Source organism: Streptomyces sp. NPDC001922, assembly GCF_042891165.1.
In the GTDB taxonomy this organism is placed as follows: domain Bacteria; phylum Actinomycetota; class Actinomycetes; order Streptomycetales; family Streptomycetaceae; genus Streptomyces.
Genome location: NZ_JBIASV010000005.1, coordinates 348866 through 371663, shown reverse-complemented (window position 1 = coordinate 371663; position 22798 = coordinate 348866). Strand labels below are relative to the sequence as shown.

General features: G+C 73.6%; 17 protein-coding genes. 5 read left to right on the top strand and 12 right to left on the bottom strand.

Annotated elements, in window-relative coordinates; genetic code table 11:
* Positions 1 to 262 precede the first annotated feature (262 nt).
* From ACFYYR_RS11550 to ACFYYR_RS11510, 9 genes are all read right to left on the bottom strand, one after another.
* Complete coding sequence (locus ACFYYR_RS11550; RefSeq protein ID WP_388850115.1) at positions 263 to 1237, bottom strand: ABC transporter substrate-binding protein; 975 nt, start codon at positions 1235 to 1237, stop codon at positions 263 to 265.
* Position 1238: 1 nt separating this feature from the next.
* Positions 1239 to 3203 (bottom strand): ABC transporter permease, encoded by a 1965-nt coding sequence (locus ACFYYR_RS11545; protein WP_388850113.1) that lies wholly within the window; start codon positions 3201 to 3203, stop codon positions 1239 to 1241.
* Positions 3203 to 4267, bottom strand: coding sequence for a glycine betaine/L-proline ABC transporter ATP-binding protein (locus tag ACFYYR_RS11540; RefSeq protein WP_388850110.1), 1065 nt, complete (start codon positions 4265 to 4267; stop codon positions 3203 to 3205). The genes ACFYYR_RS11545 and ACFYYR_RS11540 overlap by 1 nt, the downstream gene beginning before the upstream one ends.
* A complete protein-coding gene (locus ACFYYR_RS11535; protein ID WP_388850107.1) occupies positions 4267 to 5805 on the bottom strand; it encodes a GMC family oxidoreductase in 1539 nt (512 codons plus the stop codon). The genes ACFYYR_RS11540 and ACFYYR_RS11535 overlap by 1 nt, the downstream gene beginning before the upstream one ends.
* Positions 5806 to 5865: 60 nt before the next feature.
* Positions 5866 to 7368 (bottom strand): aldehyde dehydrogenase family protein, encoded by a 1503-nt coding sequence (locus ACFYYR_RS11530; protein ID WP_388850104.1) that lies wholly within the window; start codon positions 7366 to 7368, stop codon positions 5866 to 5868.
* A 294-nt stretch (positions 7369 to 7662) separates the two neighbouring features.
* Positions 7663 to 8652 (bottom strand): malate dehydrogenase, encoded by a 990-nt coding sequence (locus ACFYYR_RS11525; protein WP_388850101.1) that lies wholly within the window; start codon positions 8650 to 8652, stop codon positions 7663 to 7665.
* Between the two features lie 504 nt (positions 8653 to 9156).
* Positions 9157 to 10233: a helix-turn-helix domain-containing protein gene (locus ACFYYR_RS11520; protein WP_388850098.1), complete on the bottom strand. Its 1077-nt coding sequence runs from the start codon at positions 10231 to 10233 to the stop codon at positions 9157 to 9159.
* A gap of 610 nt (positions 10234 to 10843) precedes the next feature.
* Entirely contained in the window at positions 10844 to 11440 is a 597-nt protein-coding gene (locus ACFYYR_RS11515) for a DUF3017 domain-containing protein (protein ID WP_388850095.1), read from the bottom strand.
* 22 nt (positions 11441 to 11462) lie between these two features.
* Entirely contained in the window at positions 11463 to 12326 is an 864-nt protein-coding gene (locus ACFYYR_RS11510; RefSeq protein WP_388850092.1) for a bifunctional methylenetetrahydrofolate dehydrogenase/methenyltetrahydrofolate cyclohydrolase, read from the bottom strand.
* A 221-nt stretch (positions 12327 to 12547) separates the two neighbouring features.
* On the opposite strand from ACFYYR_RS11510, the gene ACFYYR_RS11505 reads away from it, so the two are divergent.
* From ACFYYR_RS11505 to ACFYYR_RS11495, 3 genes are all read left to right on the top strand, one after another.
* Positions 12548 to 13123, top strand: a complete 576-nt coding sequence (locus ACFYYR_RS11505) for a hypothetical protein (RefSeq protein ID WP_388850089.1) — start codon at positions 12548 to 12550, stop codon at positions 13121 to 13123.
* 133 nt (positions 13124 to 13256) lie between these two features.
* Positions 13257 to 14009, top strand: a complete 753-nt coding sequence (locus tag ACFYYR_RS11500; RefSeq protein WP_388850086.1) for an FHA domain-containing protein — start codon at positions 13257 to 13259, stop codon at positions 14007 to 14009.
* Positions 14006 to 15613 carry a serine/threonine protein kinase gene (locus tag ACFYYR_RS11495; RefSeq protein WP_388850083.1) on the top strand — a complete coding sequence of 536 codons (1608 nt, stop codon included), beginning with the start codon at positions 14006 to 14008 and terminating at the stop codon, positions 15611 to 15613. Before ACFYYR_RS11500 ends, ACFYYR_RS11495 begins: the two co-directional genes overlap by 4 nt.
* A gap of 309 nt (positions 15614 to 15922) precedes the next feature.
* Here the strand turns inward: ACFYYR_RS11495 and purH are convergent, their stop codons facing one another.
* Both purH and purN read right to left on the bottom strand, forming a co-directional pair.
* Positions 15923 to 17515 (bottom strand): bifunctional phosphoribosylaminoimidazolecarboxamide formyltransferase/IMP cyclohydrolase, encoded by a 1593-nt coding sequence (purH, locus tag ACFYYR_RS11490; protein ID WP_388850080.1) that lies wholly within the window; start codon positions 17513 to 17515, stop codon positions 15923 to 15925.
* Positions 17502 to 18140: a phosphoribosylglycinamide formyltransferase gene (gene purN / locus ACFYYR_RS11485; protein WP_388850077.1), complete on the bottom strand. Its 639-nt coding sequence runs from the start codon at positions 18138 to 18140 to the stop codon at positions 17502 to 17504. Before purN ends, purH begins: the two co-directional genes overlap by 14 nt.
* A gap of 288 nt (positions 18141 to 18428) precedes the next feature.
* Between purN and ACFYYR_RS11480 the strand changes: the two genes are divergently transcribed.
* Positions 18429 to 19400: a hypothetical protein gene (locus ACFYYR_RS11480; protein ID WP_388850074.1), complete on the top strand. Its 972-nt coding sequence runs from the start codon at positions 18429 to 18431 to the stop codon at positions 19398 to 19400.
* 32 nt (positions 19401 to 19432) lie between these two features.
* Positions 19433 to 19972 (top strand): SMI1/KNR4 family protein, encoded by a 540-nt coding sequence (locus ACFYYR_RS11475; protein ID WP_388850071.1) that lies wholly within the window; start codon positions 19433 to 19435, stop codon positions 19970 to 19972.
* A 220-nt stretch (positions 19973 to 20192) separates the two neighbouring features.
* Here ACFYYR_RS11475 and ACFYYR_RS11470 read toward each other — a convergent pair whose 3' ends face one another.
* Entirely contained in the window at positions 20193 to 22790 is a 2598-nt protein-coding gene (locus tag ACFYYR_RS11470; protein WP_388850067.1) for a DUF6350 family protein, read from the bottom strand.
* Between the last annotated feature and the right edge of the window lie 8 nt (positions 22791 to 22798).

Here is a 22798-nt window from a genome sequence, read left to right as displayed (position 1 = left end):
GGGGGGGGGGGGGGTGTTTGCTGTGCGTGGTGGGCGCCCCCCCCCCCCCCCCAAAACAACCCCCCCCCCCCCCCCCCCCCCCCCCCCCCCCCGGCACCCGCCCGCCCACATAGCACCCGCGCCCGAACCCGGGCCGGCAAGGCACCCCACGCACCCCGCACCCCGCACCCCACACCCGCCCCCGTAACCGCCCGAAACAGCAGCAGCGCCCGCCACGGAACGAAAAACGTTCCGCGCCGGGCGCTGCCGTCCCGCTGGAGCCCTACGGCATCCAGGCCTTCCAGACGTCCGGGTGCTTCTTGACCCACCGCTCGGCCGCCTCCTCGGGAGGCAGCTTGTCGGCGGCGATCATCTCCGACACCTCGTTCTGGTCGTCCTTGGACCAGTGGAACTTCTTGAGAAACTCGGCGGCCTTGCCGCCCTTCTTCGCGAACTCCGTGTTGAAGTTCTTCTGCAGCGGAGTCTTCGGATAAGCGCAGTCGATGGCCTCGGGGTCCTTCGCACCGCACTTGTCCGTGTACTTCGGCAGCTTCACCTCGACCATCGGCACCTGGTTGAACAGCCACTGCGGCTCGTACCAGTACGTCAGGAACGGCTTCTTCTGCTTGGCGAACTGCTTGATCTGGGTGATCTGCGCCGCCTCGGAGCCGGAGAACACCACCTGGTAGTTCAGGTGGAGGTTCTTCACCAGCGCCTTGTCGTTGGTGACGTACGACGGCGAACCGTCGAGCAGCTGGCCCTTGCCGCCGCTCTCCGGGGTCTTCAACTGGTCCGCGTACTTGTTGAGGTTCTTCCAGTCGGTGACGTCCGGGTGCTTGTCCGCGAAGTACTTGGGCACGAACCAGCCGATGTGGCCGGTCACCCCCAGATCGCCGCCGGCGGTGATCGTCTTCTTTTCCTTGATGTACCGCTGTTCCTGCTCCGGGTGGCCCCAGTCCTCCAGGATCGCGTCCACCCGGCCCTGGCCGAGCGCGTCCCAGGCAGGGATCTCGTCGACCTGGACGGTGTCCACGCGGTAGTCCAGCTCGTTCTCGAGCAGGTACTGCGCCACGGCGACATTCGCCTGCGCACCGACCCAGGACTGGACCGAGAGCGTCACGCTCTTCGCGCCCTCGGCGTTGGCGTACGGCGACCCCTGCTTGGTCATGTCCGCCGCGCCGCAGCCGCTCGCACCGAGCAGGGCGGCCCCGGAGGCGAGAGCGGCGAGCAGCTTCGTCCGCATGCGTATCCGAGCCATGTCAGGCCCCCTTCCGGCGTTCCGTGGGCTGGGTGACGCGGTCGAGCATCAGCCCCAGGCAGACGATCGCGGCGCCCGCGACCAGGCCGGTGGCCAGCTCACCGCGCGCGATGCCCGCCACCACGTCGTAGCCGAGCGCACCGCCGCCGACGAGTCCGCCGATGACGACGACCGCGAGGACCAGGACGACGCCCTGGTTGACGGCGAGCAGCAGCGCCGGGCGGGCCAGCGGCAGCTGGACCTGGCGCAGCTGCTGGAGGCTGGTGGCGCCCATGGACCGTGCGGACTCCAGAGCGGCCGGGTCGACCTGACGGAGCCCCGTGGTGGTGATGCGGACGACGGCGGGCAGCGCGTAGACGACGGCTGCTGCCGCCGCCGGGGCGCGGCCGACCATGAACAGCGCCACGACCGGGATCAGGTACACGAACTGCGGCATGGTCTGGAAGACGTCCAGCACCGGTCGCAACAGCTTCTCCACCCGGGCGCTGCGGGCCGCGGCGATACCGATGGCGAAACCGAGCACCAGCGTGACCGCCACCGAGGCCAGCACCTGGGACAGCGTGTCCAGCGACGGCTTCCACACCCCGAGGACGCCGATGGTGGCCATGGCGAGAACGGCGGTCAGCGCGGTGCGCCAGGTGCCGATCAGCCAGGCCAGCGCGGCGACGACCAGCAGCACCGACCACCAGGGCATGCCCTGGAGGCCGCTGCGCAGCGGGTCGAGGATCCACGAGGTGAAGTGCCCGGCCCAGTCGGCGGTACCGCCGATGACCGGCACACCGGTGTAGATGTGGTCGACCATCCAGTCCTTGGCCGTGTTGACCGGCTCGGCGATGGCGACGGTCCAGCTCTCCGGCCAGGTGAGGCTGCCCGACAGGCGCGCGGCGAGGGCGAGGACCGCGGTGACGGCGGCGACGGCGGTCCAGCCGCGCCAGCCGCGCAGCAGCGGGGAGCCGGTCGGCTCGGCGCCGATCCGCTCACCGGCCGCGCCCGTCGTCCGGTCGAGGACGACGGCGAGCAGCACGATCGGGATGCCCGCGGCGAGCGCGGCGCCGACGTCGACCGAGGACAGGGCCTGGTAGACGCGGTCACCGAGACCGCCCGCGCCGATGACGGACGCGATGACGGCCATGGACAGCGCCATCATGATCGTCTGGTTGACGCCGAGCAGCAGCTCCTTGCGGGCGAGCGGCAGCCGGGCGGTCAGCAGCCGCTGCCGGCCGGTGGCGCCGAGGGAGGCGACGGCCTCCATGACCCCGGCGTCGGCGTTGCGCAGGCCCAGGGCGGTGAGCCGGGTGATCGGCGGCACCGCGTAGATGACGGTCGCGATGACCGCGGCCGGCACGCCGTTGCCGAAGACCATCACCATGGGGAGCAGGTACGAGTAGGCGGGCAGCACCTGCATGGTGTCGAGTACGGGCCGCAGCCCGCGGTACGTCCGCTCGGAGAGCCCGGCGGCGAGGCCGAGCAGTCCGCCCAGGATGACGGAGAACGCGACCGCGACGACCATCAGCGCGAGGGTCTGCATGGTCGGCACCCACATGCCGAGCAGGCCGCACACCGCGATGGAGACGGCGGCGGTGAGCGCGAGGCGGATCCCCGCCAGACGCCAGGCGATCAGCCCGGCGGCGGCCGTGACCCCGGCCCAGCCGAGGGCGAGCAGCAGCAGGTAGACCGCGCGTACGGAGAGCACGACGGCATTGCTGATGTGCCCGAAGAAGTACAGGAACAGCGGGTGGCTGTCGCGGTTGTCGGTGATCCAGTCGCTGGCCGTGCCGAGCGGCTCGGTCAGGTCGACCGTGAGTGCCTTGGGCCACAGGCCCGATGCCCACTGGGCGTCGGCGAGGGGCACCAGCACAGCCGCGGCGACGGCGAGCAGCAGCAGCTTGCCGAGGGCACGGTTGCGGAGGAGAGCGGAGAGCGGCCGCACGGGGCCGGCGCTCTCGGCGGCGGTGACGGTGGCCATCAGACCGGCACCTCCTCGCCTTCCGGTTCGCCCTCGGTGCCGGCGACGACGCCGAGCAGGCGCTCGTGGTCGACGATGCCGAGCAGCTTGCCGTCGGACATGACCCGGGCGGCCGGGTCGCCGGAGCGGGCGACGGCCGCGATGGCCTGGGAGACGGTGGCGCTCGGGGCGAGCGCGGGACCGGTCACGGACTCACCGGCGTCCAGCGGGCGCATCGCGCTGCGGACGGTGATGACCTGCTCGCGGGCCACGTCGCGGACGAACTCGCGGACGTAGTCGTCGGCCGGGGAGCCCACGATCTCCTCGGGGGTGCCCAGCTGGACGATCTCGCCGTCGCGCATCAGCGCGATCCGGTCGCCCAGGCGCAGCGCCTCGCTGAGGTCGTGGGTGATGAAGACCATCGTCCGGCCCTCCTCGCGGTGCAGGCGGATGACCTCTTCCTGCATGTCGCGGCGGATGAGCGGGTCGAGGGCGCTGAACGGCTCGTCGAAGAGCAGCACCTCGGGGTCGACGGTGAGGGCGCGGGCCAGGCCGACGCGCTGCTGCTGGCCGCCGGAGAGCTGGCTGGGGCGGCGCTGCTCGAACCCGGCGAGGCCGACCTTCTCCACCATCTCGGCGGCCCGGGCGCGTCGTTCGGCCTTCTTCACGCCCTGGATCTCCAGGCCGTAGGCGACGTTGTCGAGGACGGTGCGGTGCGGCAGCAGGCCGAAGTGCTGGAACACCATGGCGGCGCGGTGGCGGCGCAGTTCGCGCAGCCGCCCCGCGTCCATGGCCAGCACGTCCTCACCGTCGATGGCCAGTTCGCCGCTGGTGGGCTCGATGAGCCGGGTCAGACACCGGACGAGCGTGGACTTGCCGGAGCCGGAGAGGCCCATGACGACGAAGACCTCGCCCTTGCGGACGTCGAAGGAGACGTCGCGGACGGCGACGGTGTTACCGGTCTTCTGGCGCAGTTCCTCGGCCGACAGGCCGGCCTCGGGGCTGCCGGGGATCCGGCCGGCCTTGGGACCGAAGACTTTCCACAGGTTGCGGACGGAGAACACCGGCTCGGTGGTCGTACTCATCACGCATCACCTCCCGGTGTGGTCTGCTGGAGCAATTCGGCGCACTTCTCCCCGACCATCAGGACCCCGATCATCGGGTTGACGGCGGGCATCGTGGGGAAGACGGAGGCGTCGGCGATGCGGATGCCGTCGAGGCCGCGAATCTTCAAGTCGGGTCCGACAACCGCCTGGTCGTCGCCGACCGCGCCCATCCGGCAGGTGCCCGCCGGGTGGTAGACGGTGTGGGCGACCTTGCGGGCGTACTCGCTGATCTCCTCGTCGGAGGTGACCTCCGGGCCGGGGCAGACCTCGCGCTTGAGCCAGTGGGCGAAGGGCTCGGTCTTCGCGACCTCACGGGCGATCTTGATGCCGTCGACCAGCGTGCGGCCGTCGTAGTCGTCCTCGTCGGTGAAGTACCGGAAGTCCAGGGCGGGCTTGACCTCGGGGTCGGCGCTGGTCAGGTACAGCCGGCCGCGGCTGCGCGGCTTGGGGATGTTCGGGGTCATCGACACGCCGTGCTCGGGCTTCTCGTAGCCCAGCCGCTCCGGGTTGTCGGTGAACGGGATCTGGTAGAAGTGGAACATCAGGTCCGGCCCGCGCGACTCGGGGTCGCGGCGCACGAAGAGCCCGGCGTCCGAGTCCATCGCGGAGTTCTCCGGGATCGGCCCGTCGGTCTCCCAGACGATGACCGACTCGGGGTGGTCGAGCAGGTTCTCGCCGACGCCCGGCAGGTCGACGGAGACCGGGATCCCCAGCGCCTCCAGGTCCTTCCGCGGCCCGATGCCGGAGTGCATCAGCAGCCGGGGGGTGTCCACCGCGCCGGCGCAGACCAGCACCTCGCGGCGGGCTTCGATCAGCTCTTCCACGCCGTCCTTGGAACGGACGTGGACGCCGGTGGCCTTCGAGCCGTCCAGCTCCAGCTTGTACGCCCAGGTCTCCAGCAGCAGGTGGAGGTTGGGGCGGTCGCCGGCCTCCATGTGCGGGTGGAGGTAGGCGACGGAGGCGGAGGACCGCTTGTTGTTCTCCGGGTGGTAGGCCAGGTCGAAGAAGCCGACCCCCTCGTGGAACGGCTTCTTGTTGAAGCCCTCCACGCGGGGGACGTTCAGCGCGGCCTGCGCGGCGTCGACGAAGTCCCGGGCGATGGCGTTCCGGTCGTTCTCGTCGACGGCGACGATGTTGTTCCGCAGCTTGTGGAAGAACGGGTCCATGGACGCCGCGTCCCAGCCGTCGGCCCCGGCCTCGGCCCACTCGTCCCAGTCACCGGGCAGCGGCTTGAAGCTGATCAGGGTGTTGTGGGAGGAGCAGCCGCCGAGCACCTTGGCGCGGCTGTGCCGGATGTGCGAGTTGCCGCGCGGCTGCTCGGTGGTGGGGTAGTCGTAGTCCAGGTCCCCGCCGAGCAGGCCGAGCCAGCGCCGCAGGGTGAGGACGTCGGGACGGTCGACGTCGGACGGGCCGCCCTCGATCACGGCGACGGTGACGTCCGGGTTCTCGGTGAGGCGGGAGGCGATCACCGATCCCGCCGTGCCGCCGCCGACCACGACGTAGTCGTAAACAGTCAAGGGGTTGTGCTCCTCTGCAAAGTGCGTGCGTGATGCGCGGTGCTGCGAACAGTCGGGCGGTCAGCCCGAGAACCAGCGCACGGGGCGCGGGTTCAGGTTCTGGTACACGTGCTTGGACTCGCGGTACTCCGCCAGGCCGGCCGGGCCCAGCTCACGGCCGATGCCGGACTTGCCGAAGCCGCCCCACTCGGCCTGCGGGAGGTACGGGTGGTAGTCGTTGATCCACACGGTGCCGTGCCGGAGCCGTCCGGCGACGCGCCGCGCGCGGCCCGGGTCGGAGGTCCACACGGCGCCCGCGAGGCCGTACTCGGTGTCGTTGGCCAGGGCGACGGCGTCGTCCTCGGTGTGGAAGGTCTCCACGGTGAGGATCGGCCCGAAGGTCTCCTCCCGCACCACACGCATCTCGCCGTGGCAGTAGTCCAGGACGGTCGGCTCGTAGAAGTAGCCGGTGGCGGGGCGCACGCCGGACGGCTCGGGGCGGTTGCCGCCGCAGCGCACCACCGCGCCCTCCTCGCGGGCGGAGGCGACGTACGCCTCGACCTTGGCGAGCTGCTGCGCGGAGACGAGCGGGCCGCACTCGACGCCGTCCTCGGTGCCGCGGCCGAGCTTGATCTTCTCGGCCCGGCGGGCGAGCTCGGCGACGAAGCGGTCGCGCACCGACTCCTCGATGATCAGCCGGGCACCGGCGGAGCACACCTGGCCGCTGTGGATGAAGGCCGCGTTGAGGGCCTGGTCCACGGCGGTGTCGAAGCCCTCCTCGGTCGCGCACGCGTCGGCGAAGACGACGTTGGGGTTCTTGCCGCCGAGCTCCAGCGCCACCTTCTTGACCGAGGGCGCCGCGGCCTGCATGACCTTGGTGCCGCTGGCGAGGCCGCCGGTGAAGGAGACGAGGTCGACGTCCGGGTGGTCGGAGAGCCGGGCGCCGACCGGGTCGCCCGCGCCGGTGACCAGGTTGGCGACACCGTTCGGCAGGCCCGCCTCGACGAGCAGCTTCACCAGGTGGACGGTGGACAGCGGGGTGACCTCGCTGGGCTTGATCACAAAGGTGTTGCCCGCGGCGAGCGCCGGGGCCACCTTCCAGCTGGCCTGGAGCAGCGGGTAGTTCCAGGGCGTGATCATCGCGCAGACGCCCACGGGCTCGTGCACGACGACGCTGTGCACCTCGGGGGAACCGGCGTCCACGACCCGGCCGCCGCTCTCGTTCATCACGAGGTCCGCGAAGTAACGGAAGGCGTTGGTCACGTCGTCGACGTCGACCCGGCCCTCCTCCAGGGTCTTGCCGGTGTCCCGGCTCTCGATGAGCGCGATGTCCTCGCGGTCCCGCTGGAGCAGGTCGGCGACGCGGCGCAGCAGCGCGGCGCGGTCGGCGACGGGGGTGTGCGGCCAGGGGCCGGAGTCGAAGGCACGCCGGGCGGCGGCGATGGCCGCGTCGGTGTCGTCCGCGCCGGCCTCGGCCACCAGCGCCAGAGTCTTGGCGTCGGCGGGGTCGAGGACCTCGCGGGTGGCACCGGATGCGGCGGCGCGCCACACGCCGTCTACGTGGATCGTCTCAGTTGCCGACACGTTGAGTTCTGCCTTCCCTGCCTGAAATGTTCCGCGCTGGGTGCAACCCAGCAGCAGGGACCCCTATCCCGAACTCAAAAACGTATGCCTAAAGGTTAACGCTAAGTGGCCTGTCTCACGTGGCGCCTGAGGAACCGCCCACCCGGACACCCCCATAACCACCCAACCCAGGACATGGGTTGTGACCGCCCACACATCGTCAGGAGTGAGGCGGGCCACAGCGCCGAAGCGCCCCCGGTGGCGGTGCCGGCCGGGGGCGCTTCGGGTGCGCCGGGGTGGGCGCGGTGGTGCGGATCAGATCAGGCCGAGACCGCGGACGGCGTCGCGCTCCTCGGCGAGCTCCGCCACCGAGGCGTCGATGCGGGTCCGGGAGAAGTCGCTGATCTCCAGGCCCTGCACGATCTCGTACTTCCCGTCCTTGGTGGTGACCGGGAAGGAGGAGATCAGGCCCTCCGGGACGCCGTAGGAGCCGTCCGACGGGATGCCCATCGAGGTCCAGTCGCCCTCGGCGGTGCCGTTGACCCAGGTGTGGACGTGGTCGATGGCGGCGTTGGCGGCGGAGGCGGCCGAGGACGCGCCCCGGGCCTCGATGATCGCGGCGCCGCGCTTGGCCACGGTCGGAATGAAGGTGTCGGCCAGCCACTGCTCGTCGTTGACGACCTCGGCGGCGTTCTTGCCGGCGACCTCGGCGTGGAAGATGTCCGGGTACTGGGTGGCCGAGTGGTTGCCCCAGATCGTGAGCTTCCGGATCTCGGAGACCGGGACGCCGGTCTTCTTCGAGAGCTGGGACAGCGCACGGTTGTGGTCCAGGCGGGTCATCGCGGTGAAGCGCTCGGCCGGCACGTCCGGGGCGGCGGCCTGGGCGATCAGCGCGTTGGTGTTGGCCGGGTTGCCGACGACGAGCACCTTGATGTCGTCCGCGGCGTGGTCGTTGATGGCCTTGCCCTGCGGCTTGAAGATGCCGCCGTTGGCCTCGAGCAGGTCACCGCGCTCCATGCCCTTGGTACGGGGGCGGGCGCCGACCAGCAGGGCGACGTTCGCACCGGCGAAGCCCACGTTCGGGTCGTCGGTGATCTCGATGCCCTGGAGCAGCGGGAACGCGCAGTCGTCGAGCTCCATGGCGGTGCCCTCGGCGGCCTTCAGCCCCTGCGGGATCTCCAGCAGGCGGAGCTTGACCGGCACGTCCGCGCCGAGAAGGTGACCGGAGGCGATGCGGAAGAGCAGCGCGTAGCCGATCTGGCCGGCGGCGCCGGTGACGGTGACATTGACGGGAGTGCGGGTCATGGCGATCTCCTGCTTGCGAACCTGGCGGTGGGTGTCCCTGCCCTGTGTGGTGGGTCTCCGGCCCGGCGTCAGCCTTCTTGGGTACTGCGGGAGACCCGCCCGTCAGGCTATCCTGCGCGGCCCTCCGCGAACCCCCGGGCCCGTGTGGTGCGGCTCACCGGAGCCCCCGCGGGCTCACCCGAGCCCCTGCCGCCGGCGCAGGCGGCTTCCCGCGCAGTGGCCGGCCTCCCCGGGCAAAGCACAGTGGCCGGCCTCCCCGCAAAGGGGTGGCGGCCGCTCGCCCTGAGGGGGGATGGCGAGCGGCCGCCGGGGGGTGGACCGTACCCGTGGGGGGTGCCGAACGCCTTCCCCACTCCCCCAGGGGCATGCCTACCAATTTCAGCCGGATCGATGGCCGGATCCACCCCTCCGGGTAAAGGCCCGCGGAACGCCTCCCTCCGACCGCGCGACGCGGCCGGTGGGAAGCCCGCCGGCGGCAGGCCCGGCCGGGGCGGAAGGCAGCGGTCAGCCGGTGCGCGGCTGCGCGCAGCCCTGCTGACCGGCCTGCGTCCGGATGCACCCCTCGGCCCCGTCCGGCGCCTCCGCCGCGACCATCTGGGTGTACGCCTCGGTGCCCGGGCCCGCCGAGTCGCTCTCCGCCTGCCCGTCCGCGGTGATCTTGACGGTGTCGCCGGGAGCGGCCTGGGTGATCCGGGCCCACGACGCCGCACAGACGGTGCTGTGCCGGACCTCGATGAACGCGGTACCGACCGTCGCGTCGGCCACCGTCTTCGCGTACTTGCCGCCGCAGCCCATGGTCTCCGGGTCCTTGCCCGAGCAGGACTCACCGGTGCACTTCACCCCGGGCGGCAGCTTCGGGGTCTTCGACACGGTCGGCTTCGGGGCGGGCCTGGCCGCCCGCGCCTCCTCGTCGCCGCCGGAGCCGGGGCCGAAGAGGAGGACGGCGGCGGTGACCAGGAGCAGGGCGCCCACGACACCGCTGACCAGCAGCGCCGTCCGGCGGCGCGGCCGGCCGGCGCTGTCGCCGTCGCCCCGTCCCGCCGGTGTCACGGGGCCGGGACGGTCCGCGACGCCCGGCCCGTCCCCGCCCTGCGCGGCGGACGACACGGCCCCCGGGACGTCCAGGTCGAAGGCGGCCGCCCCGGCCGCCGGCTTCGGCCGGCCGGTGTCCTTGGCGCCGCCGCGGCGGACCGGCGGTGCGGCCCGCTTGCCCGGCCCGGGCTTCTTCCCGCCCTTCGCCTCGAACTCCTCCAGCGCGGCCCGCGCCTGGGAGACCCGGATCGCCTCCATCGTCACGTCGTGCCGCATCTCGGAGCGGCTCCAGGCACGCTCCGCGAGCTCCCACATCGTGGTCAGGTGGCCGGAGTTGGCCCCGGTCACCTCCGCGAACGCGATCACGGCACGCTGGGGAGGCAGCAGCCTCCCGTTGAGATAGCGCTCCCACGACGTCCTGCTGTAGCCGGTCCGGTCCGCGACGGCGGCGATACCCAAGCCACTGCGGTCGACGAGCCTGCGGAGCTGGCCGGCGAACTCCCGCACCTGCGGATCGAGCTCTTCCGGCAGCGCCCTCCAACGAGGCATGTGCCTCCCCCTGTTCCCCCCGTGCCGTGCTGGTGTCCCCTCGGTGCCGTGAGCCCTCCCCCGAGGCTCTGGCCCGGGACCGCGCACGGTGATGCATCACCGGGGATGTCAATTCCCTCCGGAGGGGCGTGCGGACAGGCGCACCGGGTCTGGGCCCCCTGACGCGCCCCTCGGTCCTTCCGATTGTCGCACTGGCTCGCGGGTGCGCGGTTGCAACCGGGTGACAGTTGTTGCGGAAGCGCAGCACCTCGATGGAACGGTCACCGCTGTGCCACAGGCGGCCACGGCCCATTGAGTCCCGGGGCCCGTTCCAAGATCCTCTATGGGCGGCACCGGGCGACCGGAGCGGACTCCGGGCCCGCCGGCCCGACGGACCGGCACCGGGAGAACGCCGGCGTTCCGGTTCCGCTTGGGAAACGCAGCGGCGCCCGTCCTCCCACGGGGGAGAGGACGGGCGCCGCTGTTCGGTTCATCGGCCGCGCGGAATTCACCGCACGTGCCCGGCCGGAGACGCTCCGGCACCCGGCCGGCGGCTCGCTCGCGGAGGCCCGGCCACGGGAACCCACCGCGGGGACAGGTCACTCCACGGAGCAGTCACTCCACGGAGAAGTCACTCCACGGAGAAGTGCGCCACGTCCTCCAGCCACGGGACGGGCAGCCAGGGATCGGGCTGAATCATCATCGCCAGCAGCGCGATGACCAGGCCCAGTCCGCCATAGGTGGCCATGTCGGTGAACTTCGACCGCACGGCCAGCATGCCCACCGACGGCAGGACGCGCCGCAGCACCGCGGCCGCGATCAGCGAGAGCCCGATGATGAGCGTGCCCGCCCGGCCCGCGTCGGTCGCGACGACCAGCAGGCCGACCGCGGTCCCGCCGATGACGGCGAGCAGCGGCCACTGGCGCGCGGGGGCCGGCGCCCCGCCGGCCGCGGCCCGTCCGCCGCCCTCCGGCCGGGCGGTGTCCCGGGTCAGCCGGGGGAACCGGCGGCTGCGGGCGGGCCGGACCGCGTCGCGGTCCGTTCCTTCGTCGTCCTCCGGCTCCGCACCGGAACCGGTCTCGGAACCGGAACCGGTCTCGGCGCCGGCGTCGGCCTCTGCATCCGGACCGGTGCGCGCGTCGCCGGAACCGGTGCGCGCGTCGGTCCCGGCCGCCGCGCCGTCGGCGGCGGATCCGGACGTCCGGTCCGGGCCGGTCTCCTCAGCCATGGCTGCCACCGCCCCTTCCCGGTCAGCCTGCGGCGAGCGCATGCCGTTCGGCCGCCTCGACGACGTTCTGCACCAGCAGGGCGCGGGTCATCGGGCCGACCCCGCCGGGGTTCGGGGAGATCCAGGAGGCGACGTCCGCCACGCCGGGGTGCACATCGCCGACGATCTTGCCGTCCTCGTCCCGGCTCACGCCCACGTCCAGCACGGCGGCGCCCGGCTTCACGTCCTCCGGCTTCACGATGTGCGCGGCACCGGCGGCGGCGACCACGATGTCCGCCTGGCGCAGCTGGGCGGAGAGGTCACGGGTGCCGGTGTGGCAGAGGGTGACGGTGGCGTTCTCGGACTTGCGGGTGAGCAGCAGACCGATCGAGCGGCCGACGGTCACACCGCGGCCGACGACCACCACATGGGCGCCGTTGATCTCCACACCGTGCCGGCGCAGCAGCGTGATGATGCCGTTGGGCGTGCAGGGCAGCGGCCCCGGCTCGTTCAGCACCAGCCGGCCGAGGTTGGTGGGGTGCAGCCCGTCGGCGTCCTTGGCCGGGTCCATGAGCTCCAGGACCCGGTTGGTGTCGATGCCCTTGGGGAGCGGCAGTTGCACGATGTAGCCGGTGCAGGCCGGGTCCTCGTTGAGCTCCCGGACCACGGCCTCGATCTCGTCCTGGGTGGCCGTGTCGGGCAGCTCCCGCTGGATGGAGGCGATGCCGATCTGCGCGCAGTCGCGGTGCTTGCCGGCGACGTACCACTTGCTGCCCGGGTCGTCCCCGACCAGCAGGGTCCCGAGACCCGGGGTGATGCCACGGGCCCGGAGGGCCTCCACGCGGGCGGCGAGCTCGGACTTGATCGCGGCTGCGGTGGCCTTGCCGTCGAGAATCTGGGCGGTCATGGGTCCATCCTCCCGGATCGGGGTCCCGTCGATCCAATCAGGGCTTCCGTCTCACGAAGGTTACCGATTCGCCACCTTTGAGGATCTTGGCTGGACAATCTGTTGACACGGGCACGACGATGGTGCGGAATCGCGGCGTTACGGGGGCGGGCCGCTGTTGCACTTGGACGGATCCAACCTCCGTGCGCGCTTGTCATCCGTACCAGCGCTCGGAGGAAGTCATGAGCTATCCCGACCCGAACAACCCGTATGCCCAGCCCCAGCAGGGCCAGAACTACGGCTACCCGCAGCAGCCCCCCGGCCAGCCCGGCTACGGCTACCCGCAGGCCCCGCCGGTCGCCCAGGGGTACGGCGGCTACCCGGGCGGCGCTCCGACGACCATGCCGGGCGGCGTGACCGCCTCCCGCATCCTGCTCTTCGTGATCGCCGCGTTCCAGGTGATCGGCGCCGCGCTCTTCATGTTCACCGCCGTCGCGGTGGGCAAGGCCCAGGACGACCCGCTGTACAAGGACGACGTGCAGTTCCAGCAGCTCGCCGACTTCTCGACGGGCGCCATCTACGGTTTTGCCGTGGTGGTCCTGGCCTGGGGCGTGCTCGCCGTCTTCCTCGGCGCGAAGTTCGGCAAGGGCGGCAACGGCATACGCGTCACCGGCATCGTCTTCGCCTCGATCACCGCGGTGCTCGGCATCTACCCGTTCATCCTGGTGGGCCTGGTCCACACGATCCTCAGCATTCTCGTCATCGTGTTCCTGGCCAAGGCCGACGGTGCCGCCTGGTTCAACCGCCCTCGCTACTGAGGGCATCCACCGGCAGCACACGCACTCCCGAGGGGCGCACCGCAGAAACGGTGCGCCCCTCGCGCCGCGTTGCCAGCGTGATCTGCGCCTCAGTAGCCTGAACGCCGCCGATCCTCGACCGGGAGGAACGTAGGTGTTCAGCGTCATCGTCGTGCCCGACGGATCCCGGGGTCCGGACTCCCAGCTGCGGCTGGAACCCGGGGCCACGCTCCGCTTCGGCCGCACGGACATACGGCCCTCCGGCGACGGTCCGTATCTGACGATCGGCCATGCGGGGGTGTCCCGTTCGGCCGGTGAGATCACCGCGACCGCCACCTTCTGGACGCTGACCAACCGCAGCCGCCGGCAGACCTACGTCGTGGAGAACCCCGAGGGCGCCGGGGAGCACATCAAGATCGGCCCGGGGCGCGTCGACGCGCCCGTCCCCTTCGAGTTCTCCCGTGTCGTCCTGCCCGCCGGGAACGACCTGGTCGGCTTCGACGTCTGGGCCCCGCGCCACGACTACCTGGAGAACAGCGAGGGCACCGGCGGCGAACCGACCGCCCTGCCCTTCCCGCTGGACCGCGGCAAGCGCTACTTCCTCGTCCTCGCCGCGCTGTGCGAGCCGCGGCTGCGCGGGGAACCGCACGCCCCGCTGCCGACGGTCGAACAGGTCGTGGAGCGCCTGAAGCCGGTCTGGCCCGCGGTCAACCGGACCACCGTGCAGTGGAACATCGACTATCTCGCGGTGAAGCTGCGCCTCAAGCCGCCGCCGGAGAGCGCCCCTTCGGCCCCGGGCGGCGGCACCCGGCTGAACGGCAAGAAGGAGTCGCTGGTCTCCCTCGCCCTCCGCTTCGACCTGGTGCGGGAGGACCAGCTCGGCGTCGTCGAGGGGAAGCCCCGGTGAGCGGCGGCCCGTTCGCCGTCCAGGTGCCCAAGGGGTACCGGGTCGGCGGCTGGGAGGTGCGCGAGCCGCTGGCCAGCGGGGCGTTCGGCAGCGTGTACGCGGCCCGGCGCCGCGGCCCGGCCGGCGACGGGCCGCCGGACCTGCCGACGACCGCGGCGCTCAAGTTCCTTCCCACCGGCACCCGGACGCCCCGCCAGCTGCGCCACCTCGCGGAGCTCGCCGGGCGCGAACTGGACCTGCACCGCCGGCTGCGCCGCCCGCGGCTGATCCGGATGTACGAGGCGCTGACCGTCGACGATCCGGAGCACCCGGAGCTCGACGGTGCCACCGTGCTCGTCCTGGAGCGCGCCCGGGAGTCGCTGGACGCCGTCGTCGAGCGGGCCGGCGGCGGGCCGGTGGCGGACGGCCCGGCCCTGCTCGCACAGGTCGCCGAGGGGCTGGCGCAGCTGCACCAGGCGGGCTGGGTGCACGGCGACCTCAAGCCCGGCAACGTCCTGCTGCTGGACCGCCCGGACTCCCGGGGCCCCGAGGTGCGGCTCGGCGACTTCAACCTGGCCGCCGAGCTGGAGGGCACCCACGCGTACACCCCGGCGTTCTCCACCCCGGACTACACGCCTCCGGAGCTGCTCTGGTCGGACATCGGCGAGCGCGGCCAGCAGATCCGGCCGACCGCCGACGTCTGGGCGTTCGGCGTGGTCGCGCATCTGGTGCTGACCGGGACGCTGCCGATGCCCGGCGCCTCCGTCCCCGCCCGGCGCGACGCGACCGTCCGGTACGCCCGCGGCGCCGAGGAGCTGCGGCTCTCCCCCGGCCTGCCGCCGGAGTGGCGCCGGCTCATCGCCGACTGTCTCGCCCGCACCCACGAGGAGCGCGCCGCGCACCCGGCCCGCGCGGTGCTGCGCCGGGTGGAGGAGCTGGCCGGGACGGGCCGCTCCCCGCGGCTGCCGAAGCGGCTCGCCCGGCGGCTTCCCGGACCGGCCGCGCGCCGCTCCCGGGCCCTGATCGGGGCGTCCGCCGCCGCGGCCACGGTCGCGGTGGCGGCCCTCGGCTACGGCCTGGGCGTGCTGGGCGGGGGCGACGGCGGGGCCGCGGCGGACGGGAAGGCGGCCCGCGCCACCTACGGCCGGGAGGAGTTACGGACGGACGCGGGCGTACCGGTGGCGTACCGCAGGCTGATCGTGAACGCCGCGCACCGCTGCACCCAGGAGGAGGTGACCCCGGCGCTCATCGCCGCGCTGCTCAAGGCGGAGAGCAACTTCGACCCGGACCTCTCCGACCCGGCCCGCGACGAGTACGGCATCGCCCGGTGGACCCCCCGGGTCCTCAGGTCCTACCTCCCGCCGGACGAGGTGCCCGCGACGGGCGAGCCGGAGCCGCCGTTCCCGCCCGAGGTGTCCATCCCGGCCGTCGGCCGCTATCTGTGCGTGATCGCGCCGCGCCTGGACCCCGGCCTGCGGGGCGACCGCCGGGTGCTGGTGGCCGCCGCGTACCGGACCTCGTTCGCCCGGGTGAACGCGGCGGGCGGGGTACCGGAACGCAACCGCGGCTACGCGGACCGGGTGGCGCGCCACCTCAAGGAGTACACCCCGCGCGGGGACCGGTGACCCTCGCAGGTCCGAGGTTCCGCACCGCCCGGCACGGGGCGAGGATCGGGTCCGACGGGGAGGGGGTCTCCCGGGGGAGCCCCGGTCTCCGCGCCGGGTGCGCGGAGACCGGGGCACGGAGACCGGGGCGGCCCGTCGGACCGGGACAGGAGAAGCCCCGGCCCGACGGGCCGGGGCTCCCCCACGGACTTCCGGAACGGACTTCCGGAACGGACTTCCGCAGACGGCACTCCTGCCCGGTGCCCGGACGGTGTCCTACTTCCGGACGGTGTCCTGCTTCCGGGCGGTGTCCTGCTTCCGGGCGGTGTCCTAGTGGAAGAAGTGGCGCGTCCCGGTGAAGTACATCGTCACGCCCGCCTTCCGCGCGGCCTCGACGACCTGCTCGTCGCGGACCGAACCGCCGGGCTGGACCACGGCCTTGACGCCGGCCGCCGTCAGCACCTCCAGCCCGTCGGGGAACGGGAAGAAGGCGTCGGAGGCGGCGTACGAACCGGCCGTCCGCTCGGCGCCGGCGCGCTCCACGGCGAGCTTCGCCGAGTCGACCCGGTTCACCTGGCCCATGCCGACGCCGACGGTCGCGCCGTCCTTGGCGAGCAGGATGGCGTTGGATTTGACGGCCCGGCAGGCGCGCCAGGCGAAGGCCAGCTCCCGCAGGCCCGCCGCGTCCAGCGGCTCACCGGTGGCGAGCGTCCAGTTGGCCGGGTCGTCGCCCTCGGCCTGGAAGGCGTCGCTCTGCTGGAGCAGCACACCGCCGGAGACCGGCTTGAGGTCGCCCGGCTGGAGCGGCGCGCCCTCGACCCGCAGCACCCGGATGTTCTTCTTGCGGGCGAGCACCTCGACGGCGCCGTCCTCGTAGCCGGGGGCCGCGATCACCTCGGTGAAGATCTCGGCGACCTGCTCGGCCATCGCCACGCTCACCGGACGGTTGACGGCGATGACGCCGCCGAACGCGGAGAGCGGGTCGCACTCGTGGGCCCGGCGGTGCGCCTCGGCCACGTCCCCGGCGATCGCGATGCCGCACGGGTTGGCGTGCTTGATGATCGCGACGCAGGGCTCGTCGTGGTCGAACGCGGCGCGGCGGGCGGCCTCGGTGTCGATGTAGTTGTTGAAGGACATCTCCTTGCCGTGCAGCTGCTCGGCGTTGGCGATGCCCTCGGGGGTGCCGTCGGTGTAGAGGGCGGCGGCCTGGTGCGGGTTCTCGCCGTAGCGGAGGACGTTCTTGCGCTCCCAGGCGCCGGCGACGAACTCCGGCAGGCCCGCGGAGCCCTCCTCGGGGGCGTAGCTGCCGGTGAACCAGGAGGCCACGGCCACGTCGTAGGCCGCCGTGTGCTGGAACGCCTCGGCGGCCAGCCGCTTGCGCGCCGCGAGGCCGAAACCGCCGTCGCGGACCGCGGCCAGCACGTCGGCGTACCGCTCGGGGCTGGTCACCACGGCCACCGAGGGGTGGTTCTTCGCGGCGGCGCGGACCATGGACGGGCCGCCGATGTCGATCTGCTCGACGCACGCGTCGGGGCTCGCGCCGGAGGCGACGGTCTCCCGGAACGGGTAGAGGTTCACCACGACCAGCTCGAACGGGGCGACGCCCAGCTCGTCGAGCTGCGCGCGGTGCGCGTCCAGCCGCAGGTCGGCGAGGATGCCGGCGTGGACGCGCGGGTGCAGGGTCTTCACCCGGCCGTCCAGGCACTCGGGGAATCCGGTGAGCTCCTCGACCTTGGTGACGGGCACCCCGGCGGCGGCGATCCGCCCGGCCGTGGAACCGGTCGAGACCAGCTCGACGCCCGCCGCGTGCAGACCCTGGGCCAGCTCCTCCAGGCCGGTCTTGTCGTAGACGCTGATCAGCGCGCGACGGATGGGCCGCTGCGTTCCCTCGGCGGTCACAGATCCCTCGTTATTCACCGACATGTACCTTTCGTCCATCAATGCGGTAGCCGTGGCGGGCCAGGCGCCCCACGACATCGACGAGCAGCGCTCGCTCGACTTCCTTGATCCGCTCGTGCAGAGCGGCTTCGTCGTCCTCGTCCCGCACCTCGACCACGCCCTGGGCGATGATCGGGCCGGTGTCGACGCCGTCGTCGACGAAGTGGACGGTGCACCCGGTCACCTTCACGCCGGCCGCGAGCGCGTCGCGGACGCCGTGGGCGCCGGGAAAGCTGGGCAGCAGGGCGGGGTGCGTATTGACGAACCGGCCGCCGAACCGGGCGAGGAATTCCTTCCCCACGATCTTCATGAAGCCCGCCGAGACGACCAGGTCGGGCCCGTGCGCGGCGGTGGCCTCGGCCAGCGCCAGGTCCCACGCGGCACGGGTGGGGTGGTCCTTCACCCGGCACACGAAGGTCGGAATCCCCGCGCGCTCGGCACGTTCGAGGCCCGCGATGCCGTCGCGGTCGGCTCCCACCGCGACGATCTCGGCGCCGTACCCCTCCGGGGCGGCCGCGATCGCGTCGAGCAGGGCTTGGAGGTTCGTACCGGAACCGGAGACGAGCACGACCAGCCGGGCCGGTCCGGAGCGGGGACGGTGCGAGGACACAAGGAGCTCTTTCGTGGCAGCCCTCCCGGCAATCGGGGGAGGGACCCTGCGGTTGGCGGGGTTTCCGGGTCGTAGAGTCGTACAAACGAAGGGATTCCCGCGATACGGAAGACCCTACGAAGCCCTCGAACGTCAGCAACGATACCGGCACACCGAACGGCCCCCACGGGACGGGGGCGCGCGCGGAAGGTAGCGTCTGCGTCACGGACCCGTCCCGCCCGGGGCCGGGCCCCGGACGGCCCGGACCCTCCAGGGGAGACGACGACACAAGGGGAAGACTCACTCCAGATGCCGGACCGACGCCGCCGCGCGGCTCTCCGACTCCCGCTCTCCACGGCACCCTCCCTCGACCCGGCGGGGCTGCCGTGGGCACCGGCGGCTGTGCCGGTGCCGCTGCTGCGCGAGCGCCGGCCCTCGGCGTCCCCGTCCCCGGACGGGGAGGACAACCCCTTCGCCGCCCCGCCGGAGGGCCGCCCGGACCAGCCCTGGCGGCCCCGCGCCGGGCAGGGCGGCGACCACGACGGCCGGCCCGACGGGGACGGCGGCAGCGGCGACGGACAGGGGGACGGCGGCCGGGGGAACGGCGGCGACAACGGACAGGACGGCAACGGGCCCGACGACGACCGCCGGAGCCGGCAGCAGCACTGGGGCAGCCAGTGGAGCAGCCGTCAGCCCGGCCGGCAGAGCGGCGGCTTCGGCACCCGCCCCGGCCCGGGACCGCAGCAGAACAACGATGCCGGCGGCCCCCACGGCGAGGGCGGCCCGAAGGGCCCGGGCGGTCCGGCCGGCCTGCGCTGGGACCCGACCGACCCGCTCCAGCGGCGCGCCCGCTACGCCCTGCTCGCGGGCATGTGGGCCTTCTTCTTCGCGCTGTTCAGCATCCCCGAGGTGGCCCTGCTGCTGGGCGCCCTCGCGCTCTACTGGGGCGTCAGCTCCCTGCGCGGGAAGCCGGTCCGCCCGCGGACGGGCGCGGCGGCCGGCGACGTCGTCCGGACGGGTTCCACGGCGGAGCCGGGGACTCCGGGCGAGGGCGCGGGAAGCGGGCCCGTCGGGAACCCCCGGCAGCAGACGACGGCGGCGGTCAGCGGACTGGTCACCGCGAGTCTCGCCCTGGCGATCGTGGCGGCGACCTTCTCCTTCCAGATCGTCTACCGCGACTACTACACCTGCGTGAACGACGCCCTGACGCAGTCGTCCCGGCACTCCTGCGAGGACCTGCTCCCCGAGCAGCTGCGCCCGCTGCTGAGCACCCGCAACTGACCCGCGGGGCGCTGTCGGTGGCGGCGTACAGAATGATCCGCATGACCGACGCGCACGGCGACGACCGCCGCTTCCCGCCCGCCCTGTCCGATGTCGCCGGGGTCGAGTTCGACTACGGCGAGGACGGCGAGGGCGTCGACTTCGAGCCGTACGGCGCCTTCGACTCCCCGGAGAGGACGACCCGGTGGCTGCGCCAGTGGACCGGGAACCACGAGCTGGACGGCGGCGCCTACCGGATCTTCGGCCAGAACGGCGCCGGCGGACTCGCGGCCCTCTGGTGCATACGGGCCGGCCGTCCCCTCGCCGAGCAGCCGGTGATCTTCATGGGCTCCGAGGGCGAGCGCGGTGTGGTGGCCGGCTGCCTCTCCGACTTCCTGTGGGTCCTGGCCGACGGCTACGGCCCGCTGGAGGCCGCGCTCTACGACGCGTGGGAGGCGACCCCCGACGCGGCCCTGGCCGAGCTCGCCGCGCGGCACGCGACCACGCCGCGCCGGCCCGCCCGGGAGATCATCACCGAGGCCCGGGCCGCTTTCCCGTCCTTTTCCGCGGACCTCGACGCCCTCTGCCGCTGACGGGGCGGCTGGACTCCGGCGGCGGGGCGCGGCAGGGGGCCGGGGCGGTGTGTCCGGGCGGTGCGTCCGGGATCGGTCCGCCGGGTGGGGCGGTGTGTCCCAGGCGGTGGGGTCGAGGGCGGTGCGTCCGGGATCGGTCCGCCGGCTGGGGCGGTCTGTCCCAGACGGTGTGTCCGGGACCGGTCCGCCGGGTGGGGCGTCAGGGCCGGCCGTCGATCCGTCAATCCGGCAGCCCGTCGGCCCCATCGGTCGGTTTGTGCATCGGCTCCTCTGCCGGTCCGTGTGCCTGTGCCGGTCCGTGTGCCTGCCCCTGCGCCGGCTCCCCCGGTGTCGCTTCCTCCGAACCGCCGGAGGACGCCCCGCGGGTGCGGCGCAGTCGGGTCCACAGGGAGCGGGGCCGGCCGTTCGGCGTGCGGTCGGCATCGCGGGGCGTGTCCGGGGCGGGCCGGCGGTCGGGGGTCTCGCCCGAGCCCCCGGAGCCGCCGTCCCCGGCCCGCGTCCCCGCACCCCGCCGGGCCGGGGGGAGCTGCGGGCCCGGTGCGGGTGGCCGCAGATCGTCGGCGGCGCGGCGTCTGCGCGGCAGCGGTGGCCAGAGGGACCGGGAAGCCGTACGGCCGACGGGGGGTGACGGTGGATCGGCGGCCGCTCCGGTCCGGGGCAGGGGGAGCCAGGAGCCGCGTCCGTCGTCGCGCTCGTCCGCCGGGGAGGGGCGGCTGCCGGGCAGCGACGGGCGGTCCGGCCTGCGCCGCAGGGGCCGGGCACCGGCGACCGCGGGGTCGGGGGCGCCGTCCGTGCCGTCCCAGTGGCCGTGACCACTCCCGCGGCCGTGGCGGTCCCGCTGCGCCGGCGGCCCCGGCACCCCTTCCTGCTGTTCCGGCCCCGGTGCGTGCTGCTGCGCCCCGGGGGCGGGCTTCTCGGTGTCTGGCGTTTGCTTCTCCGTGTCTGGCGCTTGCTTCTCGGGGCCTGGCGTGTGCTTCTCCGGGCCTGGTGTGTGCGGCCCGTTCGCCGGTCCCGGTTCTCCCGGCTCCGGGGTGGGCGGCCCTTTCGCCGTCATCGGCTTCCCCGACCCCGGTGCATCCGGCCCGTCCACCGCCCCCGGCTGCCCGGGCTCCTGGGCCACCGTCACCCCGTCGGCCGCCACCCCGTCGGCCGCTGTCCCGTCGGCCGGTGTCCCCTCTGCCGTAGCCCCGCCCGTGATCGCCGCGTCAGCGGTCCTCGCGCCCTCCGTTGCGCCACCCGCCCCCGTGGCCGTTCCTGTCCGGCGGCCCGGTCCCGTCGCGCGCAGCAGGCCGTACAGCCGGGATCCCCGCAGGAGCGTGAGCGCCCGGCCCGTCCAGGCCCGCAGTCGGGCCGGGGGGCGCAGCTGGTGCAGGCGCGAGCGGAGCCATCGCTCGGCGCCGGGCGCCCGGCGCCGTTCGCGGATCCACCACCAGCGCAGGATCAGGGCGGTGGGGGTGCCGACCAGCAGGGTCCAGGCCAGGGCGGCCGGGCCGGTCAGCCACCAGCTCGGGCCGAAGGCGGCGAGCTCCCGCCGGCCGAGCGGTCCGTCCGCGAGTCCGGTGAGCAGCACGGTGGCCAGCAGGCAGCCGACGCTCGACAGCGCGGCCGTCAGAGCCGTCTCCCGGACGCTCCGGAAGGGCTGTTCCCGCCCCTCGTCCGGGGCGGCAACCCTGCCGCCCGGGGCGGCCGTCCTCCTGTCCGGGGCTGCGGCCCGGCCGGCGGGTCCCGGGGTGTCCGCGTCCGCCGGTGGCACCGCGGCCCGCGCGGTGCACCAGCCGACGCCCAGCCCGGCCGCGACGGGCACCGCCGCGACCCACCAGGTGCCGGGCCCGCCCGGGCCCTGCTCGGGCAGCGCGGCGAGGAGCGGGAAGGCCGGCAGGGACGGGTACCCGGACGCGCCGAGCGGCCCCACGACGCTGCCCGCGCCCAGCGTGAAGCCCGGGCCGAGCCCGTAGGCGGCTCCCCACACCACGGCGTTCGGGACGAGGACGAGGGCCAGCAGCAGCATTCCGCAGCGGCCGGACCAGGCCTCGGGGAACCGCGGGAACGGCTGCTCCCCCACGAACGCGTGCCCGATCAGGGACAGCAGCAGGAGCAGGGCGCCCCCGGCCAGCAGCAGCGCGGTGCCGGCCGCCGCGCCCCGCAGCGCGGTGTCCCGCCGGGCCGGGGTGAGGAAGATCCGCACCCGTTCCGGAACGCGGTCGGCCGCCTCCCGGACGGCCTCGGGCAGCGGTCCGCGCGGGCGCCCGCTCGCCACCCACACGCCGTACCCCAGCGCGCCCCCGGCCACGAGCGGCAGGTGCAGCAGCGCACTGAGCAGGTCGGGGTGCAGCGGACCGCCCGACGTGTAGACGAGGGCCGCCGCGCCGACGGAGAGGTAGCCGGCGGCCAGCCACCCGATCGTGGGGCCGGCGTACGGCGGTTCCACCTCCTCCGAGTGGTACCGGCCGAGGCGTTCGGCCCGCGCCTCGACGGTGTACCGGGCCGAGCGGTACATCAGCCAGACCGGCACCACCGCGAGCAGCAGGGGCGTCAGCCCGATGGGGGCGCCGGCCCCTGACAGGGTGTCGGGCCGGACGAGGCCGACCCCGTGCGCCGCCAGCCACAGCGCGGCGGCCACATGGAGCGCGTCGCTGGGCCCGTTGTCCGGGTACGGCGCGGCGATCCAGATCAGCAGGACCGGGACCGTCATGGCACCCAGTCCGAGGGCGGCCGCCACCACCCCGCCGAGCGCGGTTTCACCGGCATCCGGCGTGCGCCGGGCGCGCGCCGGGAGACGCGAGGACAACGGGGTGCTGCGGTCGGTCAATTGCGTCACGCGGACAT